General features: G+C 39.5%; 19 protein-coding genes. 3 read left to right on the forward strand and 16 right to left on the reverse strand.

The window, feature by feature from the left end:
- Positions 1–34: 34 nt before the first annotated feature.
- The 4 genes from ssbA to NSQ64_RS20780 all read right to left on the reverse strand — a co-directional run bounded on the left by ssbA (position 35) and on the right by NSQ64_RS20780 (position 2,532).
- Positions 35–577, reverse strand: a complete 543-nt coding sequence (gene ssbA / locus NSQ64_RS20765) for a single-stranded DNA-binding protein SsbA (RefSeq protein WP_007497456.1) — start codon at positions 575–577, stop codon at positions 35–37.
- Positions 578–613: 36 nt separating this feature from the next.
- Positions 614–901, reverse strand: a complete 288-nt coding sequence (gene rpsF, locus NSQ64_RS20770) for a 30S ribosomal protein S6 (RefSeq protein WP_008347557.1) — start codon at positions 899–901, stop codon at positions 614–616.
- Between the two features lie 108 nt (positions 902–1,009).
- The gene (gene ychF, locus NSQ64_RS20775; protein ID WP_007497458.1) at positions 1,010–2,110 is read right to left on the reverse strand and encodes a redox-regulated ATPase YchF; all 1,101 of its coding nucleotides are present in this window, start codon (positions 2,108–2,110) and stop codon (positions 1,010–1,012) included.
- Between the two features lie 215 nt (positions 2,111–2,325).
- Positions 2,326–2,532 carry a DUF951 domain-containing protein gene (locus NSQ64_RS20780; RefSeq protein WP_008347561.1) on the reverse strand — a complete coding sequence of 69 codons (207 nt, stop codon included), beginning with the start codon at positions 2,530–2,532 and terminating at the stop codon, positions 2,326–2,328.
- Positions 2,533–2,826: 294 nt separating this feature from the next.
- Between NSQ64_RS20780 and NSQ64_RS20785 the strand changes: the two genes are divergently transcribed.
- Together NSQ64_RS20785 and NSQ64_RS20790 are read left to right on the forward strand one after the other, a co-directional pair.
- Entirely contained in the window at positions 2,827–4,146 is a 1,320-nt protein-coding gene (locus tag NSQ64_RS20785; RefSeq protein WP_341018192.1) for a hydrolase, read from the forward strand.
- Positions 4,147–4,161: 15 nt separating this feature from the next.
- A complete protein-coding gene (locus NSQ64_RS20790) occupies positions 4,162–4,572 on the forward strand; it encodes a hypothetical protein (RefSeq protein WP_007497462.1) in 411 nt (136 codons plus the stop codon).
- Positions 4,573–4,597: 25 nt separating this feature from the next.
- Here the strand turns inward: NSQ64_RS20790 and NSQ64_RS20795 are convergent, their stop codons facing one another.
- Positions 4,598–5,653, reverse strand: a complete 1,056-nt coding sequence (locus tag NSQ64_RS20795) for a YkvI family membrane protein (protein ID WP_341018195.1) — start codon at positions 5,651–5,653, stop codon at positions 4,598–4,600.
- Between the two features lie 72 nt (positions 5,654–5,725).
- Between NSQ64_RS20795 and yyaC the strand changes: the two genes are divergently transcribed.
- On the forward strand, positions 5,726–6,352 hold the full coding sequence (gene yyaC / locus NSQ64_RS20800; protein WP_135009457.1) for a spore protease YyaC: 627 nt from the start codon (positions 5,726–5,728) through the stop codon (positions 6,350–6,352).
- Positions 6,353–6,377: 25 nt separating this feature from the next.
- Here the strand turns inward: yyaC and NSQ64_RS20805 are convergent, their stop codons facing one another.
- The 11 genes from NSQ64_RS20805 to rpmH form a co-directional block, all read right to left on the reverse strand.
- Complete coding sequence (locus NSQ64_RS20805; RefSeq protein ID WP_144680337.1) at positions 6,378–7,232, reverse strand: ParB/RepB/Spo0J family partition protein; 855 nt, start codon at positions 7,230–7,232, stop codon at positions 6,378–6,380.
- Entirely contained in the window at positions 7,225–7,986 is a 762-nt protein-coding gene (gene soj, locus NSQ64_RS20810; RefSeq protein ID WP_008360890.1) for a sporulation initiation inhibitor protein Soj, read from the reverse strand. The genes NSQ64_RS20805 and soj overlap by 8 nt, the downstream gene beginning before the upstream one ends.
- 236 nt (positions 7,987–8,222) lie before the next feature.
- Complete coding sequence (locus NSQ64_RS20815; protein WP_039169031.1) at positions 8,223–9,056, reverse strand: YiiX/YebB-like N1pC/P60 family cysteine hydrolase; 834 nt, start codon at positions 9,054–9,056, stop codon at positions 8,223–8,225.
- A gap of 128 nt (positions 9,057–9,184) precedes the next feature.
- Positions 9,185–10,060, reverse strand: a complete 876-nt coding sequence (gene noc / locus NSQ64_RS20820; protein WP_160758321.1) for a nucleoid occlusion protein — start codon at positions 10,058–10,060, stop codon at positions 9,185–9,187.
- Positions 10,061–10,165: 105 nt separating this feature from the next.
- Positions 10,166–10,885 carry a 16S rRNA (guanine(527)-N(7))-methyltransferase RsmG gene (rsmG, locus tag NSQ64_RS20825; RefSeq protein ID WP_007497477.1) on the reverse strand — a complete coding sequence of 240 codons (720 nt, stop codon included), beginning with the start codon at positions 10,883–10,885 and terminating at the stop codon, positions 10,166–10,168.
- A gap of 13 nt (positions 10,886–10,898) precedes the next feature.
- Positions 10,899–12,785 carry a tRNA uridine-5-carboxymethylaminomethyl(34) synthesis enzyme MnmG gene (mnmG, locus tag NSQ64_RS20830; RefSeq protein WP_039169033.1) on the reverse strand — a complete coding sequence of 629 codons (1,887 nt, stop codon included), beginning with the start codon at positions 12,783–12,785 and terminating at the stop codon, positions 10,899–10,901.
- A 17-nt stretch (positions 12,786–12,802) separates the two neighbouring features.
- Entirely contained in the window at positions 12,803–14,182 is a 1,380-nt protein-coding gene (mnmE, locus tag NSQ64_RS20835; protein ID WP_341018204.1) for a tRNA uridine-5-carboxymethylaminomethyl(34) synthesis GTPase MnmE, read from the reverse strand.
- A 402-nt stretch (positions 14,183–14,584) separates the two neighbouring features.
- A complete protein-coding gene (jag, locus tag NSQ64_RS20840; protein ID WP_035390148.1) occupies positions 14,585–15,208 on the reverse strand; it encodes an RNA-binding cell elongation regulator Jag/EloR in 624 nt (207 codons plus the stop codon).
- Positions 15,205–15,987, reverse strand: a complete 783-nt coding sequence (gene spoIIIJ, locus NSQ64_RS20845; RefSeq protein WP_087976621.1) for a YidC family membrane integrase SpoIIIJ — start codon at positions 15,985–15,987, stop codon at positions 15,205–15,207. Before spoIIIJ ends, jag begins: the two co-directional genes overlap by 4 nt.
- 158 nt (positions 15,988–16,145) lie before the next feature.
- Positions 16,146–16,505 (reverse strand): ribonuclease P protein component, encoded by a 360-nt coding sequence (gene rnpA, locus NSQ64_RS20850; RefSeq protein WP_008347592.1) that lies wholly within the window; start codon positions 16,503–16,505, stop codon positions 16,146–16,148.
- Between the two features lie 78 nt (positions 16,506–16,583).
- A complete protein-coding gene (gene rpmH, locus NSQ64_RS20855; protein ID WP_008360908.1) occupies positions 16,584–16,718 on the reverse strand; it encodes a 50S ribosomal protein L34 in 135 nt (44 codons plus the stop codon).
- Positions 16,719–17,338: the final 620 nt, after the last annotated feature.

A 17,338-nucleotide genomic window follows, 5' to 3' on the forward strand; every position in this document is an offset into this window, starting at 1 on the left:
CACACCTTTCCTTTGGTCATTTTTTTCAGATCAATTAGAATGGCAAATCATCATCGGAGATGTCAATCGGTTTACCATCATTCGCAAATGGGTCATCATTGAAGCTATTTCCCTGATTACGATTTTGGTTGTTTTGATTGCCATATGGATTTTGACTTGGTTCATTTCCAAATGGATTCTGATCATTTTGGCTGCCGCCATAATACTGGCCTCCGCTATTGCCACCGCCGCTGTATCCACCTGAACCAGCACCGCCGCTTTTAGGCTCAAGAAATTGAACACTTTCAGCTTGAACTTCTGTCACGAAGACACGCTGTCCTTGCTGGTTTTCATAGTTTCTTGTCTGCAAGCGACCGTCTACACCGGCAAGACTTCCTTTTTTCAAGAAATTAGCCACGTTCTCGGCTTGTCTTCTCCAAGTAACACAGTTAATGAAATCGGCTTCACGCTCTCCAGATTGATTCGTAAACGTACGATTCACAGCTAGAGTAAACGTGGCTACAGCCGCACCATTAGGCGTGTAGCGAAGCTCAGGGTCTTTTGTTAGTCTTCCGACCAATACAACACGGTTTAGCATATTGAAAGACCACCTTTAAATATATATTTCAATGATTTACTCTTCTTCTTTAACAACAATGTGGCGAATGATATCGTCACTGATCTTAGCTAAGCGGTCAAATTCTTGAACTGCTGCAGCGTCAGATTGAACGTTTACGATTTGGTAGAAGCCTTCACGGAAATCGTTGATTTCGTATGCAAGACGACGTTTACCCCAATCCTTTGTTCCAGTGATCTCCGCACCGTTAGAAGTTAACACGTTATTAAAACGGTCGATAACTGCTTTTTTAGCCTCATCGTCAACTGTTGGGCGGATGATGTACATAACTTCGTACTTTCTCATCTGATTGCACCTCCTTTTGGTCTAAGCGGCCCTATACGGGCAAGGAGCAATAAATTATATTACTCACAATTGTATATTATAACAAATTACTTGGCCTATGACAAGAACCTATACGTTAAAACGGAAATGAATGACGTCTCCATCTTTCACTATATATTCTTTACCTTCTAAACGAACTTTTCCTGCTTCTTTTGCAGCAGACATACTTCCGCCAGCTAGTAAATCTTCATAAGCAACCGTTTCAGCACGAATAAATCCACGCTCGAAGTCCGTATGAATGATTCCAGCACATTCCGGCGCCTTCATTCCTTTTTTAAATGTCCAAGCGCGCACTTCTTGCTCACCTGCTGTGAAATACGTAGCTAAACCTAGAAGTGAATAAGACGCTTTAATCAACTGATCTAAACCTGATTCTTTGATGCCCAGCTCTTCAAGGAACATTTGCTTCTCTTCTCCTTCAAGCTCTGCAATTTCAGATTCAATCTTCGCACAAACGACGATGACTTCAGCGTTTTCGCCAGATGCAAACTCACGAATTTGCTGTACATATTCGTTTCCGTCCTGATCTGCTACTTCGTCCTCACTCACATTTGCTACATACAGAATAGGTTTTGACGTGAGTAAATGAAGCTGCTTCACAAGCTTCTGCTGCTCATCTGTAAATTCAACCGATCTTGCAGATTTCCCAGCTTCAAATGCGTCCTTCAGCTTTTCCAAAATATCAAATTCAGCTACCGCTTCCTTATCTTTTTGTTTCGCAAGCTTACTCACACGAGTTAAACGCTTTTCAACCGTTTCTAGATCAGCCAAAATCAATTCTAAATTAATCGTTTCAATATCTGACACTGGGTCAACCTTACCTGACACATGTGTAATGTTATCATCAGCAAAAGCTCTCACCACATGACAGATCGCATCTACTTGACGAATGTGAGAAAGGAATTTATTCCCTAAACCTTCTCCTTTAGATGCACCTTTCACAATACCAGCAATATCAGTGAATTCGAAAGCAGTCGGAACTGTCTTTTTCGGCTGCACTAATTCTGTTAGTTTTTGCAAACGCTCGTCTGGAACTTCTACAATTCCGACGTTTGGATCAATGGTACAGAACGGATAGTTAGCAGACTCCGCTCCAGCCTGTGTAATTGCATTAAATAGCGTTGACTTCCCGACGTTAGGTAAGCCAACAATACCAGCTGTTAAAGCCATTCTTTCATCTCCTCTATATGAAACGTGCTCGTTATACTGCGTAATATGAACCTAGAGCAATTATAAGTAGGTTTACATGAAAAGACAAGCTAACCATCATGCATTTTCAATAGAAGAAACATTACCAAAAAGACTAAATCGGAGCTTTAAAATAAGAAATTGCATCTGTTTCTCTGAACAAAAGACAAATTTCATCAAAAAAGCATGAGGCCTACTTAAGCAGTTGGCTCCTCATGCTTGACGAGAATTTTCTTCATTTTTCGTTCAAAATCTCTTCTTGGAATCATCACGCTGTGCCCGCACCCTTCGCATTTAATACGAATATCCATGCCCAAACGAATGACTTTCCACCGATTGGCACCACATGGATGGGGTTTTTTCATTTCAACAACATCATGTAACCCAAACGCTTTGTCTGCCATCAGCATTCACCTCTCTTGCTCACTTCATTAAATCTATTGTACAAAAAAACGCCGATGGAGAGCAATGCACAAAATAAAGAGCCGCTGTCATGTATCAATCCCGTTCTTTTTTATAGAAAAAACCCTTCTTTTAGATCATTTTATTTGTGACCAATAGTTACTTAAACTCCGCTTTTTTTCAATATTGTCACAAACACTGTAGGTCAAAAGGTTTTTATTGGTAGAACGCTGTGGTTTTTCCATATTTTTTGATTTATGATATCTGCATAAATGTTATGTGAGGGAGCAGGTACGATGGTCAATCGAAAGGATAGATTAACCGACAAAGATTATAAAATCATATCCGATCACGCTGGAAACTCAGAGAATTACCAGCAGAACCATACGATAGAAGTAGGTCAGCATACGCTCACTGTCAACGATTTTCTAAAAATAGATCATCAATTATATGGTTTAACGATGCAGCAGGAACAGTCAGATGAGTTCATTGTCGCGTTTCACTGTCCTCTGCCAAAACAAATGACGGTGACATCGACACAAGATGTTCAAACGGCTACCCAATCATTGTTAAAAACGGATTATGCCTACCCCATTGAAAGAAAATCCTTAGCCGGAAAGCAAGATCATGTCTTTTTTAAAGGGAAGGAATACATCGAGGACGTCTGTCAGAAGCACCCGAATGCAACCATCTATCTCACTGGACAAGCGCTTGCCGGTGCTGTTTGTGCTTACATTGCGACAGAACAGCCAGCTGTCAAAAAAGCCATCACATTCGATAGCCCAAATATATGGAGCAGCCTGGCACCTTCCATTCAGCAAAAAGCAGTAGAAGGAAAATACACCCATGTTCTCACAGAATATATTCAACCCAATCATTATGTAGGTTTACTCAATCGCCATGATCATGGAGTTGGACAAGTCAAGTACACCGTACCGCCCCGGGAGCAGGGATCGGTCCAAGAATCCATAAAATATAAACCAAGAGAAATTGACACCTTTTTAAGATCAGCTTTTGCATCGATGAATATAGAATGGAACGAATCATTTGATACAAATGCATTTTTAGCTCTCGTTTCAGGAGAGTTTAAAATAAATGGGTATTCATTCCATTCGAATGGAACCGCTCGTATTTTAGATGAACAGCTTGATCACAATACAAGTTTTACAGCGATGCTTTTACAAGAAATCCATTCAGGCCGTGCATATGCACAAAGCGGGCTTGAAATTATCATAAAATCCCATTTACTAAAAAATTCATCTTATGATCTACAAAGTATTATTGAACATGAAGTACACACTGTATTTGAGAAAATAGATGGAATTGATGATAGTGTAAAAGATGCCGTCCATCATGTAAAACAAGAACTGAAAGGACTTGTCGGCTTTGGTCACTATGATTTATTAACCCATAGCGATGTAGAAGCACTGTTAGAGGAAGTAAGGATGGAGCAGCCGCAATCATCCTTTTATTCTCATGAAAAACAACTGAATGCCTTGTACACCTTGAGAGACTACGAACAAGAACTTTCCACCCTTTCAAGACATATGTACACAATGGGTGATGACTATGCCAAGGCAGATAGACGCCTTGCGATGCAAATGGGTATTCGTTAAGAAAGGAGCCGCCATATGATCAATCAAAATAAACCTCCTAGTGACGCCCAGCGTTTCTTGCAAAATGTGAGTGCCCGCCGCTCCATGTCTGTATTCGAAAGTCAATCTGCACCACAAACACAATCGCAATCACCTGAAGAAATTGCCGCTATTCAGGCCATGCGCAGAGAAGGACAACGAAAAGATTTAAAGCGATTGCTGAAAATGCGGCTTCACGATGAATTGGCAAACACACGCATGCACTTGGAGTACCAATTGTCCAAAACAGAAGACATGATGAACCAGACAACCATTGTCAAACAGCATGTATCCCAGCATTTAAAGGGACAAGCCATCTCAGAAATAGAGGAACGCATGCAGCGTCTCCAGCACATGCCTGTATATGACGATATCAAGGAAGCGATTGATTCCATTCGGATAAAATAAGCACTTCTCTTTAAAAGAGAGGTGTTTATTTTATTTTATCAGTATAATTTTTAGAACGAAAAAATATCTTTTTACTTAAAATCGGATACAGCATTAAACAGACAAGCAAATAAAGATTGAGCAAGCTGTAAATCGGATACAAGAAAGCAATCAATTCAGCAAATCCAAGAGAGGTTAAAGGTGCCATCAAAAGAAGCATGATGAATACAATGAACCAGCGGGGCATTCGTACAAAAGAGAGCATGCGGCTGGATAAACCAAATAATCCCGCAGCGGTTGTTGTATAAATCGCTAAACAAAGAACAATGGTCATAAACACAAACAATGATGTTGGTGCCCCCTCTAATACTGTAAACAAAGGAATCCCCTCTGCTGAAAGACTCCCAGAAATATCAACTAGTATTTCGTTATACACATAAGAAATGACACCAAAAATCAAACCGCTTAATATACTCGCAACCTTGGCCTCTCCAAGCCCCTTCATTTCTTTCCCCACTGAAGACAGCACCGCCACAACAGATAATATATTCAAAGAAGCAAAGACGATACTGGCAGGCCAATTGTATTGCTGGCCAAAATCAATTCTCCACATATGATCATGATTCATATAATAAAAAACAAACGCATAGATGAGCCCCGCCACCAAAATTGGTATAATGAAAGCATTCACAGATAAGAGCCCTTTCACATCCCAGAAAAAAATCATAAATGAAAATAAACAAAATGCACCGATTCCAACCCAAAATGGCACATGATACATCTCAAGTGTCACCCCGCCACCGGCAATCATGACTGTTGTTGTCGTGAATAGATAAAGAACAATTAAAATATCATACACCTTGGCCAGCCAAGGACCTACAAGACGCTCTAACACCGGCACAAAATGATCGGCACGAACCTCATAACTGATTTTTAACACCACATAGGTAGACAGCATAAACATGAGCGTAAACAGTAGAATGGCTAGTCCGCTATCAAGGCCAAAAAACTGCCAAATTTCTTGACCGGAGGCATATCCCGCTCCTATCAAGCTTCCTAAAATTAAAAGCGTCCACCTTGAACCAGCCTTCCACACAATCATCACCTCATAGGTATAGAATTAAGCTTGTTTCCGTATACTGATACTAACTACTATGACAAGGAAGTGAGACCTATGAATAGCAAGAACGGTCTTTTTTTAAGAAATAGGGTGAAAGAATACGTGTCCCATACGGATACAAATGCCATTCAGCAGCTTAAAAGTATTTTATTCTCGCATCTCCAGAAAGCAGGAAAAAGACCCGTTGCCATCGTCTGCATAGGAACAGACCGCTCAACCGGTGACTCTCTAGGTCCACTTGTAGGAACAAAGCTTTCAAGTCTTGATTTAAAAAAGCTGCATGTATACGGCACTCTCTCTGACCCAGTGCATGCGGTCAATTTAAAGGAAAAGCTCGCTGAAATTGAACAAGCTCATAAACACCCATTTATCGTAGCCGTTGATGCCTGTTTAGGGAGAGTGAAAAGTGTAGGATCGTTTCAAATTGGAGAAGGACCGTTAAAGCCCGGTGCAGGTGTGCAAAAAGATCTACCAGAAGTAGGAAATATTCATATTAATGGAATCGTCAACGTGAGCGGTTTTATGGAATACTTCGTTCTCCAAAACACACGTCTTCATCTTGTAATGTCTATGGCCAATACACTTTCTGAAAGTCTATCCCACATTGATCAAATGGATTGGACGAGAGAAAAAAGCCGTTCTCTCTTTACCCCTATTCAAAATATCACGGGAAGAATATAAAAAAGACCATCTCATATCAAGATGGTCATTCCGATGATTCTCTCGTAGAAAGCAATTCAAGGATTCTTTCTAAATCTTCATTTGAGAGAAATTCAATCTCAATTTTCCCTTTTTTCTTCTGTTTCTTGATCGTCACTGAAGTACCAAAGTAATTTTGTAAGAAAGATTCTCTTTCTTTCAACACGCGATCCTTTGGTGCTTCTTTTTTCTTTGTTTCACGTGGAACATTTTCATTTAATTGCTGAACAAGTTTCTCAACCTGACGGACATTCAATCCTTCGTCCACGACCTTCTTTACCAATGGCGCCAGCTTCTTTTTGTTTTTCAAACTAAGCAGCGTGCGTCCATGTCCCATGGATAATGTTCCATCCGCAATCAGCTTTTGTACGTCATCCGGTAAAGTCAACAGACGGAGATGGTTCGCAATATGCGGTCTGCTTTTCCCTAATCGCTTCGCTAATTCCTCTTGCGTCACACTGAGATGATCCAGCAAGGACGCATAGGCTTCCGCTTCCTCTAGTGGAGATAGATCCTCACGCTGCAGGTTTTCTAAAAGAGCGATCTCCCTCATCAGTGTTTCTGAAAATTCCCTGACGATCGCAGGAATCGTTGTCAAACCAGCTTGTTGTGCTGCACGGAAACGGCGTTCTCCTGCGACAATGTCATATCCTTTAATCGATTTACGAACAATAATCGGCTGTAAAACACCATGCTGCTGAATCGATTCTTTGAGATCAGACAAGGCATCATCATCAAACGTTTTCCTTGGCTGATAAGGGTTCGGCCGTAAATCCTTCAACTTAATTTCTTCGACAGTTTCTTCATTGGAATCCACATTGTTAAATAGCGCATTAATACCCTTTCCAAGACCTTTAGCCATTCGCATCCACTTCCTTTGCTAAGTCTAAATAGACATCTGCACCTCTTGAACGTGGATCATACAAGATAATAGGTTTCCCATGACTAGGCGCTTCACTTAGTCTCACATTTCTCGGAATCACGGTCTGATAGACTTTATCTCTAAAGTATTTTTTTACTTCTTCGATGACTTGAATTCCAAGGTTTGTTCTTGCATCAAGCATTGTCAGTAAGACACCTTCAATGGCAAGGTCGGTATTTAGATGTTTCTGCACAAGACGAACCGTATTCAACAATTGACTCAATCCTTCAAGCGCATAATATTCACACTGAACCGGTATTAAAACAGAATCGGATGCAGTTAACGCATTAATCGTCAGTAATCCAAGTGATGGCGGGCAGTCAATAATCATATAATCATAATTTTGCTTCACAGATTCAAGTGCTCTCTTCAGCCTCACTTCACGTGAGATTGTAGGCACAAGCTCTATTTCAGCCCCTGCAAGCTGTATCGTCGCAGGAATGACATCAAGATTTTCGACCTCTGTCGTCTTAATCACATCAAGTACATCTGCATCGTCTACTAAAATATCGTACACGCACTTCTCTACGTCTGCCTTCTCAATCCCAATACCACTCGTGGCATTTCCCTGCGGATCAATATCAACTAACAACACTCGTTTTCCTATGTATGCTAAACACGCACCCAAATTAACAGAAGTTGTCGTCTTCCCAACGCCGCCCTTCTGGTTGGTAATCGCTATGATTTTCCCCACGATGTCACCCACTTTCAACTTAACAAGTTTCTCATTCATTCATACTTCCTATTCTATCAAAAAAAGTATGAAACGTTTGCTTTTTTTGTTCCCCCATTATAAATTCGTGAATGAATCTGTGTTTCCGTACATGAATAGATGCATAAAAATGCGCTTAGAAGATATATTAATATATCTTTTTAAAGAAGATTACGAGACAAAAAAACCCCACTTTCATAAAAGTGAGGGAGATACAATCAAAAGTTTAGCCCGCCAATTTTTCGGCCTTCACTTACAATGACTTTAGGTGTCACTGTTTTATAGTTCTTCTTTTTCAAAAACCCATAGGGTGCTTTAATGGTAAATGTGGCATGTCCAACAGCGTCCCCGGTTTTCGCGTAAGCCTGCCATACAATCTTTGAACAATATGTAGGGTCCAAAGATTGAATAGACATAGTGATCGAATATCGAGCCTTCGGATGGTCTTTCACGTAATCATGCGCCCAATCCCCTGCTAAATCTGCCTTTTCCTGATGATTGATCCGAATCACCTTTGTATTGGCACTATAGCGAAACCAACTTTGAATGGAATCAATATTGGGATGCTGCCGGAACCCAGGAATGGATGCATAGCTTTTCTCATTAATGACGATGCCTGCATGACCAATTAAACCATTTAAAGCTCCAGTGCTCGTCACCAATATATCCCCTTTTTGAGGCATAATATCGGTTCCAGGATACGGTTTACCAAAAAGATGGCGAATGGTATTCGGCCTTTCATCTGTTACCATTTCATCCTGTTTGTTTTGCCTTAAACCATAGTTCTCCAAATCATCATCAGCTGTGATCACATCGATCGCATCGTCCTGAGACGCTTGCTCTTGATTTAATTGTTGAACCGTTACATCTGTCGAAACCACACCTTGTTTCTTCAGAGTACTCAGTTCTTCTTTCGTAATCGTTTCTTCCGCTGAATGGGTCTCATGATTCGTTGACGTGCTCACAGCAAACACAGTCGTTTCATTTGAAAAAAGAGAAAAAGAGATTAGTAAATAACAGATAATAGCAAAAATAGTCTTTTTCATTTTCATCGGTTATATGTCACCTCCCTTCTACTATGAAAATCATATTTTACCAATTAATTAATAATAAGTAAATATCATGAATTGAAGGGAGAGAAAGACAAAAAAGCTGACGAGTAATGCTCATCAGCTTCTTTCTATTTAGGAATTCGAATCGTTAATTGGATATATTCCTCAAATTCTTCTTCCTCGGTATTTATTTTAAGTCCGCTGTCTTCTACCATGTGGAGAGACTGACGAATGGTATTCATCGCAATTCGCGTATCTCGGCTAAACGCCTTACGTTTCGGCTTCGGTTTGCGATCTGTTTTTTGTTCAAGCATCTTCACTACACGCTCTTCAGTCTGTTTCACATTCAGCTGCTTTTCGATGATTTCCTGCAACAGCGTGATCTGTAATTCTGGCAGCTTTAGAGGTACAAGTGAACGGGCATGCCTCTCAGAGATTTTTTTCTCCAAAATGGCTTGCTGTACCTCTTTAGGCAACTTTAAAAGTCTTAGTTTGTTTGCAACAGTCGATTGTCCCTTACCTAAACGCTGAGCAAGCGCTTCTTGCGTTAAATCATGAAGCTCTAAAAGACGTGCATAAGCATGAGCCTCTTCAATTGCAGACAGCTCTTCTCTTTGCAAATTTTCAATCAATGCCACAGATGCCGTTTCCGTATCAGTAAAATCTTTTATAATAGCGGGGATCTTCTCCCATTGAAGAGTTTGTACCGCTCTCCAACGTCTTTCGCCGGCGATCAGTTCATATTTTCCTTCTTCTTCTGTTGGTCTAACAACAATCGGTTGAATAATGCCATGGGTATGAATGGTTGTGGCCAGCTCTTGTATCTTTTCTTCTGAAAAAATGGTGCGTGGCTGAAAACGGTTAGGCATAATTGTGTCGACCGGGAGCTCCTGTATCTCTTCCTTTAATGTTTCATGCTCAGCAATCTCTGCCTCTATTTCGGTATCACGCTCAGGATGTTCTTTGTCACCAAGCCCGAAGAAGCGTGAGAGTGAATGCTTCATGAACCTACACCACCTTTAAAAACTACCTTTTTATAATTCTATTTTCTCATGTTTTTTCCTTCTGTAAAATCATAAATATTGAAGAAAAACCGACCTTTTACATGATCAACCCTCTATTGGTGATTTATTAGGTGTTCCTGGTTTTCTAGGATATTTTTTTGGTGTTTGTTTTTTCTTTTCAATGACAATGATGTTCCGTTCGCTTTCTTCTAAAGGAAGAACAAAGGAATGCTTTTCAACAACCTCTCCTCCGAGGACAGTGACGGCTTTTTTTCCTGCTTGCATCTCTTCATCTGCAGCAGATGCTTTTAATGCAACAAACAAACCTTCCTTTTTCACAAGAGGCAGGCATAGTTCGCTCAAGACAGATAAGCGCGCAACTGCTCTAGCGGTGACAAGGTCATAGCTTTCACGTTGATCTTTACGTTGTCCAAAGGTCTCCGCACGATCATGATAAAAAGTAGTATCTTGTAAGTTTAACCCTTTTGCTAACTCATTGAGAAACGTAATGCGTTTCTGGAGAGAATCAACAATGGTCACATGTAGATGAGGGAAACAAATTTTAAGAGGAATGCTTGGAAAACCAGCACCAGCTCCAATATCACAAATTGTTGTCACATTGTGAAAATCAATAAAAAATGCTGCTGATATCGAGTCATAAAAATGCTTTAAATATACTTCTTCCTTTTCTGTAATGGACGTTAAATTCATCTTCTCGTTCCATTCTACAAGCATATGGAAGTAAGTTTCAAATTGTTCAAGCTGCACTGGAGAAAGAGTGATCCCTTTCTCCTCTAGTGCTGCTGTAAATTGTTCAATGTTCATGCCGACATCCTTTCTACTCTGCTATCTTCGCAATACGTCCCTGCTCCAAATACACTAAAAGGATAGAAATATCAGCAGGGTTAACGCCTGAAATACGAGAAGCCTGTGCAACAGAAAGCGGTCGGACTTCTTTTAGCTTTTGCTTCGCTTCAGTTGCAATCCCTTTGATGGCATCATAATCGATTCGATCCGGAATCTTTTTGTTTTCCATCTTTTTCAGCTTTTCAACTTGTTGGAGCGACTTTTCAATATAACCTTCATATTTAATTTGAATCTCTACCTGTTCACACACATCAGCAGGAAGCGGTGTGTCAGCAGGAGCTAGTTTCACAACAGATTCATAGTTCATCTCTGGACGCTTCATCAGATCACTAGCGCGAATACCGTCCTTCAATTCACTTCCACCAAGAGAACGGATATATTCCTGTGTCTCTGCTGTAGGTTTAATAATGACAGAATATAAACGTTTTTTCTCTGCTTCAATAGCCTCTTTTTTCTGTGTGAATGCTTGGAATCTCTCTTCAGAAATTAAACCAATGTTATATCCAAGTTCAGTTAATCTTAAATCAGCATTGTCATGACGCAGAAGTAAGCGGTACTCTGCACGAGAAGTTAAAAGACGGTAAGGTTCATTTGTACCTTTCGTGACAAGATCATCAATGAGAACACCGATATATGCATCAGATCGGCTTAAAATGACTTCTTCTTTACCCAATGCTTTTCTTCCTGCATTGATACCTGCCATAATTCCTTGACCTGCAGCTTCCTCATAACCAGAGGTACCATTGATTTGGCCAGCTGTATATAATCCAGAAATTTTCTTCGTCTCAAGTGTCGGCCACAATTGTGTAGGCACAATCGCATCATACTCAATGGCATAACCCGCTCGCATCATTTGTACATTTTCAAGCCCTGGAATGGTTGACAGCATTCGCTGCTGTACATCCTCTGGCAGACTTGTAGATAAACCTTGAACATACACTTCTTGCGTATTACGCCCTTCTGGCTCTAAGAAAATTTGATGTCTCGGTTTATCATTAAAACGAACCACCTTATCCTCAATAGACGGGCAGTATCTAGGGCCTGTTCCTTTAATCATACCTGAATACATAGGAGAACGGTGAAGATTCTCATCAATAATTTGATGAGTCTCTAAACTCGTGTATGTTAACCAGCATGGTAATTGATCTGTAATATATTCCACAGTTTCATAAGAAAACGCACGTGGTACATCGTCACCTGGTTGAATTTCCGTCTTACTATAATCAATCGAGTGGCTGTTTACTCGAGGTGGTGTCCCAGTTTTAAAGCGAACCAAATCGAATCCTAATTCTGCTAGATGATCCGATAATTTAATGGAAGGCTGCTGATTATTAGGACCGCTTGAATAAGAAAGATCCCCTAAAATAATGCGGCCTTTTAAGAAAGTACCAGTCGTTAGAACAACAGATTTCGCGCGATAATTTGCACCTGTTTGAGTCACAACACCTTTACATTCATCATCTTCTACAATTAAATGGTCTACCATCCCTTGTAGCATTGTTAGGTTTGGTTCATTTTCCATTGTTTTTTTCATTTCGTGCTGATATTGAAACTTATCTGCTTGCGCTCTTAACGCACGGACAGCAGGTCCTTTTCCAGTATTCAGCATACGCATTTGAATGTGCGTCTTATCTATATTTCGTGCCATTTCCCCGCCTAGCGCATCAATTTCTCTGACGACAATCCCTTTAGCGGGACCTCCTACGGACGGATTACATGGCATAAAAGCAACCATATCGAGATTGATGGTCAATACAAGTGTTTTGGCGCCCTGTCTTGCAGAAGCAAGAGCAGCCTCAACACCAGCATGACCGGCACCGACGACGATTACATCATATTGGCCAGCTTCATAACCCATTTCTTTTGTTCCTCCCTTTACTTTCCTAAACAGAATTGAGAGAATAACTGATCGATTAAGCTTTCATGAACAGCATCCCCAATAATTTCACCTAGCTGCTCCCAGCAGCGCGTTAAATCTATTTGAACAATGTCGATCGGTACATCCATTTCAATTCCTTCTAGAGCATCTTCAATCGATTGTTTTGCTTCTTGAAGGAGCGCAATATGCCTAGTATTGCTCACATACGTTAAATCTCCACTTTCAATTGAGCCTGTGAAGAATAAAGATTGAATGGCCATTTCAAGCTCATCAATCCCTTTTTCTTGTAATAAAGATGTTGTAACAACCGGACGATCCTTCGCTAACTCTTTTACCTTTTCTACTTCAAGTTTAGGCTCAAGATCTGTCTTATTGACAATCACAATAATATCCATACCTGAGACAGCCTCAAATAGCTTAATATCTTCCTCAGATAACTCTTCACTATAATTGAGCACAAGTAAAATCAGGTCAGCTTCTTTTAAGACCTGTCTTGATCGTTCGACCCCAATACGCTCAACAATGTCTTCAGTCTCACGTATACCCGCAGTATCTACTAAACGGAGCGGTACTCCTCTTACATTCACATATTCCTCGATGACATCTCTGGTTGTTCCAGGAATATCGGTCACAATCGCCTTTGTTTCCTGAACAAGACTATTTAATAAGGAAGACTTCCCAACATTTGGCCTTCCAATAATAACAGTAGATAAGCCCTCACGTAGGATTTTCCCCTGCTGTGAAGTCGTTAGAAGCGCTTCAATTTCCTTTTTCACAGATGTCGCCTTTTCAACTAAGACTCGATGTGTCATTTCTTCAACATCGTCATACTCTGGATAATCAATATTCACTTCTACATGGGCAAGTGTCTCCAATATCTCACCACGAAGACGTTTAATCAAACCGGAGAGACGTCCCTCCATTTGAGTAATTGCGACATTCATCGCACGGTCAGTTTTTGCACGAATCAAGTCCATTACGGCTTCTGCTTGTGACAAGTCGATTCTTCCATTTAGGAAAGCACGTTTTGTAAACTCACCTGGCTCCGCTAATCTCGCTCCTTCTTTTAAAGCAAGCTGCAAGACTTTATTGACCGTGACAATTCCGCCATGGCAGTTGATCTCAATAACGTCTTCTCTCGTAAATGTTTTTGGTGCTCTTAATACAGACACCATGACCTCTTCTATCACTTGCTCGGTACTTGAATCTACAATATGACCATAATGAATTGTATGAGAATCCACTGATACAAGTTTTTTCTCCTTAGGCCCCTTATACATGCGATCAGCAATCTGAACTGCATCAGGCCCACTTAAACGTATAATGGCAATTGCCCCTTCACCCATTGGTGTAGAAATTGCTGCAATTGTATCCACCGCTCATTCACCTCTTTCTCTATTCAATAGACAGTCTTATATCTATTAAATGGACGTTGTCCATCTCTATATCAAAAACGCTTAATCCAAAATTTAAAGATACCATAAATGCATGCGAAGCGAAAGTAGCCCACATTTAATTATCCACAGTTTTGCACCCTGTCTATTTTAACACTTAACTTATCCACATGTGAATAACGACGTTCTAAACTTGTCTTCACATCTTACACCTAAATCCAATAAATTAAAACGCCCTTCTCCCTTTGCAACTAAGGGAAAATGACGTTTTCGATCTAAATAACACACTAACTTTTTAGAAATAAAGGAGGAATCTACTATTAAAAGGTAATTTTTCAATAAAAAAAGACTAAAATCCAGCTTTGCTGAATCTTAGCCTTTCTGCTATTTTTTATACATCACCACAACATGACGCTTGCTGCCTGTATCTTCGGATGCCGTGGCAAGTTCTTTAGAAAATGCTGCAATCGTATCATGAACGACTTTTCGTTCATTCGAAGGCATCGGTTCTAAATGAACCTTTCTCTTCGTTTTTAAAACACGATTTGCCGTTTTGATTGCGTATTGTTCAAGTGCTTCTTGTCGTTTCTTCCTATAATCTCCAATATCAATTGTAATATGATGATACTGATCAGAATAACGATTAAACACTAACTGCACCAAGGTTTCTAAAGAGTACAGTGTTTGTCCTCTTTTTCCAATCATTAATGAAGTTTTGTCTCCATCAATGTGAAAAGAGATCTTTTTCGTTTCTTTTTTCGAAACAATGTTTGCTTTAGGATCAATTGATTTAACAATTTTATCTAAATACTGTGTTGCTAATTTGAGCGCATCTCGCTTTTCTACTAACTTGACAACAGCTTGTCTTTTACCAAATAATCCTAAAAACCCTTTGTTTCCTTCATCTACTATTGTGATATCCACTTCTTCTTGTAGTAGTTGAATTTGTTTCAGTCCGGAATCTACTGCTTCTTCGACTGTGCGACCGACAGCAGTTATTTCCTTCATTTTTTGTTCCCGCCAGCTTTTTCTTTTGTATCAACTTTTACTTGAGGTGTTTTAATGACCAACGTTTGAATGATCATGAAAATGTTACCTACAACCCAGTACAGTGAAAGTGCCGCTGGGAAACTGATTGCAAATACAACGATCATAATCGGCATCACCCAAAGCATAATCGCCATTTGAGGGTTGTCCGAAGGATTTCCAGCCATCATTAGCTTCTGCTGAATAAAAGTAGCTACACCTGCAATAATCGGTAACAGGAATAATGGATCTGGACTGCCTAAGTCAAACCATAAGAAAGTATGTTTCTTGATTTCAGCTGTTCTCATGATCGCATGATAAAAACCAATTAAAATTGGCATTTGAATTAAGATTGGGAAACACCCTGCTAATGGATTTACACCATTCTTTTGGAAAAGAGCCATTGTTTCCTGTTGAAGCTGCTGCTGTGTTTTTTGATCTTTTGAGCTATATTTTTCACGAAGTTTCTTTAGTTCTGGCTGAAGTGCTTGCATTGCTTTTGTACTTCTTAATTGTTTAATCATTAATGGTAAAATAAGCAAACGAATTAAAAGAGTTACGATAATAATCGCTACACCATAGTTTTCACCAGTTAAGTTTGCCATGTAAGTGATTAATTGAGATAGCGGGTATACAATGTACGAATTCCAGAATCCCTTACTATCTGATGTGATTGGTTCATTGATTTGTGTACATCCTGCCAATAGAACCAATACGCCAATCAAGCTAAATATTAGTAATAATCGCCTTTTCAACAAGATTCCTCCCATTACTTCAAACTTTATTTAAGTTGGAATTGATTACGAAAGTGACTCACCTAATCAGTATGGTAACATTTTTTCATTACAAAGTGGTGGTTTCATTTTAATTCACTAGATGAAGGAAGCGCTTTTAAAAATTGATTCAACGAAAGTTTCTATTACGAAGACTTTTTCGGTTGTTGTTGATAAACAGCGGATTTTCTAAATAAATGCTGGAGAGACTTCTTTGTTTCTTCAAAGGTCAATTCGCTTGCTGGTTTTCGTGCGATAACAATGTAGTCTTTTTCTTGCTTTAGCTTATGACCTTCCTCTAAGAACACCTGACGGATCAGTCGTTTAATCCGGTTTCTTATCACTGCATTACCTATCTTCTTACTGACAGACAATCCTAAACGCAGTTCTTCTTGATTTGGTTGGTCCAGCTGATAAATGACGAATTGGCGATTAGCCATTGATTGACCTTTTTTGAACACTGTTTGAAACTCTTCATTTTTTTTTAGCCTGTTTCGCTTCTTCATGTTTTCTTCCACTCCGATAAAAACTGACAGTTCATTTACGATTTTATGTAAAAAAGACCACTGACATTATTCAGTGGCCTAAGCTGATAATTTTTTTCTACCTTTGCTGCGGCGTCGCTTTAAAACTAGACGTCCGTTTTTAGAACTCATACGGCTGCGGAAGCCATGAACTTTACTACGCTTACGGTTATTTGGTTGAAACGTTCTTTTCATTTATGACACCTCCCTGAGGAATAGCTGTTTAAGACAGTCTAACTCATTATATTTGTGTAACCCATCGATTGTCAATATCAATGATAAAACTCTTATTATCAACCTTATAAGCATAACACAAGTTATCAAGTGAAGAAACCTTCTTTTTTAGTTTCCAGCATTTTATTCTTTTTTTCCTTCAAAAAAACCTTCAAAACAAGGTTGTGGATATTTTTCCGGCATATTTTGACTATCCACATCCATTATCGACATTTTTTTCACACAAATAACCTATGTGGATAATTATTTTTCAACAGGATGTAAAGTGTGTGGATAAGTTTGTGACACCCATTGCACCATCTTGTTTATTTTGATATTATATTTGTGTTTTAACTCTTAATTACTTATCTGGCCTATTTATCTTATCCACAATTTGTGGATAACCTGTGGAAAGTTATTACACAGCTTGTTGAATTGTTTATCCACAACCTGTGTAATTTGTCGAAAAGACGTTTTTCTACTATATTAATTGTTTTCAACAAAGTATGTGCACGAATGGTGATGACCATTTGCTCTTTTTCGTGTTCTATAACAGTTTGATACTGGTCATTTTAAAAAGAAAAGGAGGGGGGAGAAGCCTT

Source organism: Bacillus sp. FSL W8-0183 (assembly GCF_038006825.1).
Lineage (GTDB): Bacteria > Bacillota > Bacilli > Bacillales > Bacillaceae > Bacillus > Bacillus altitudinis.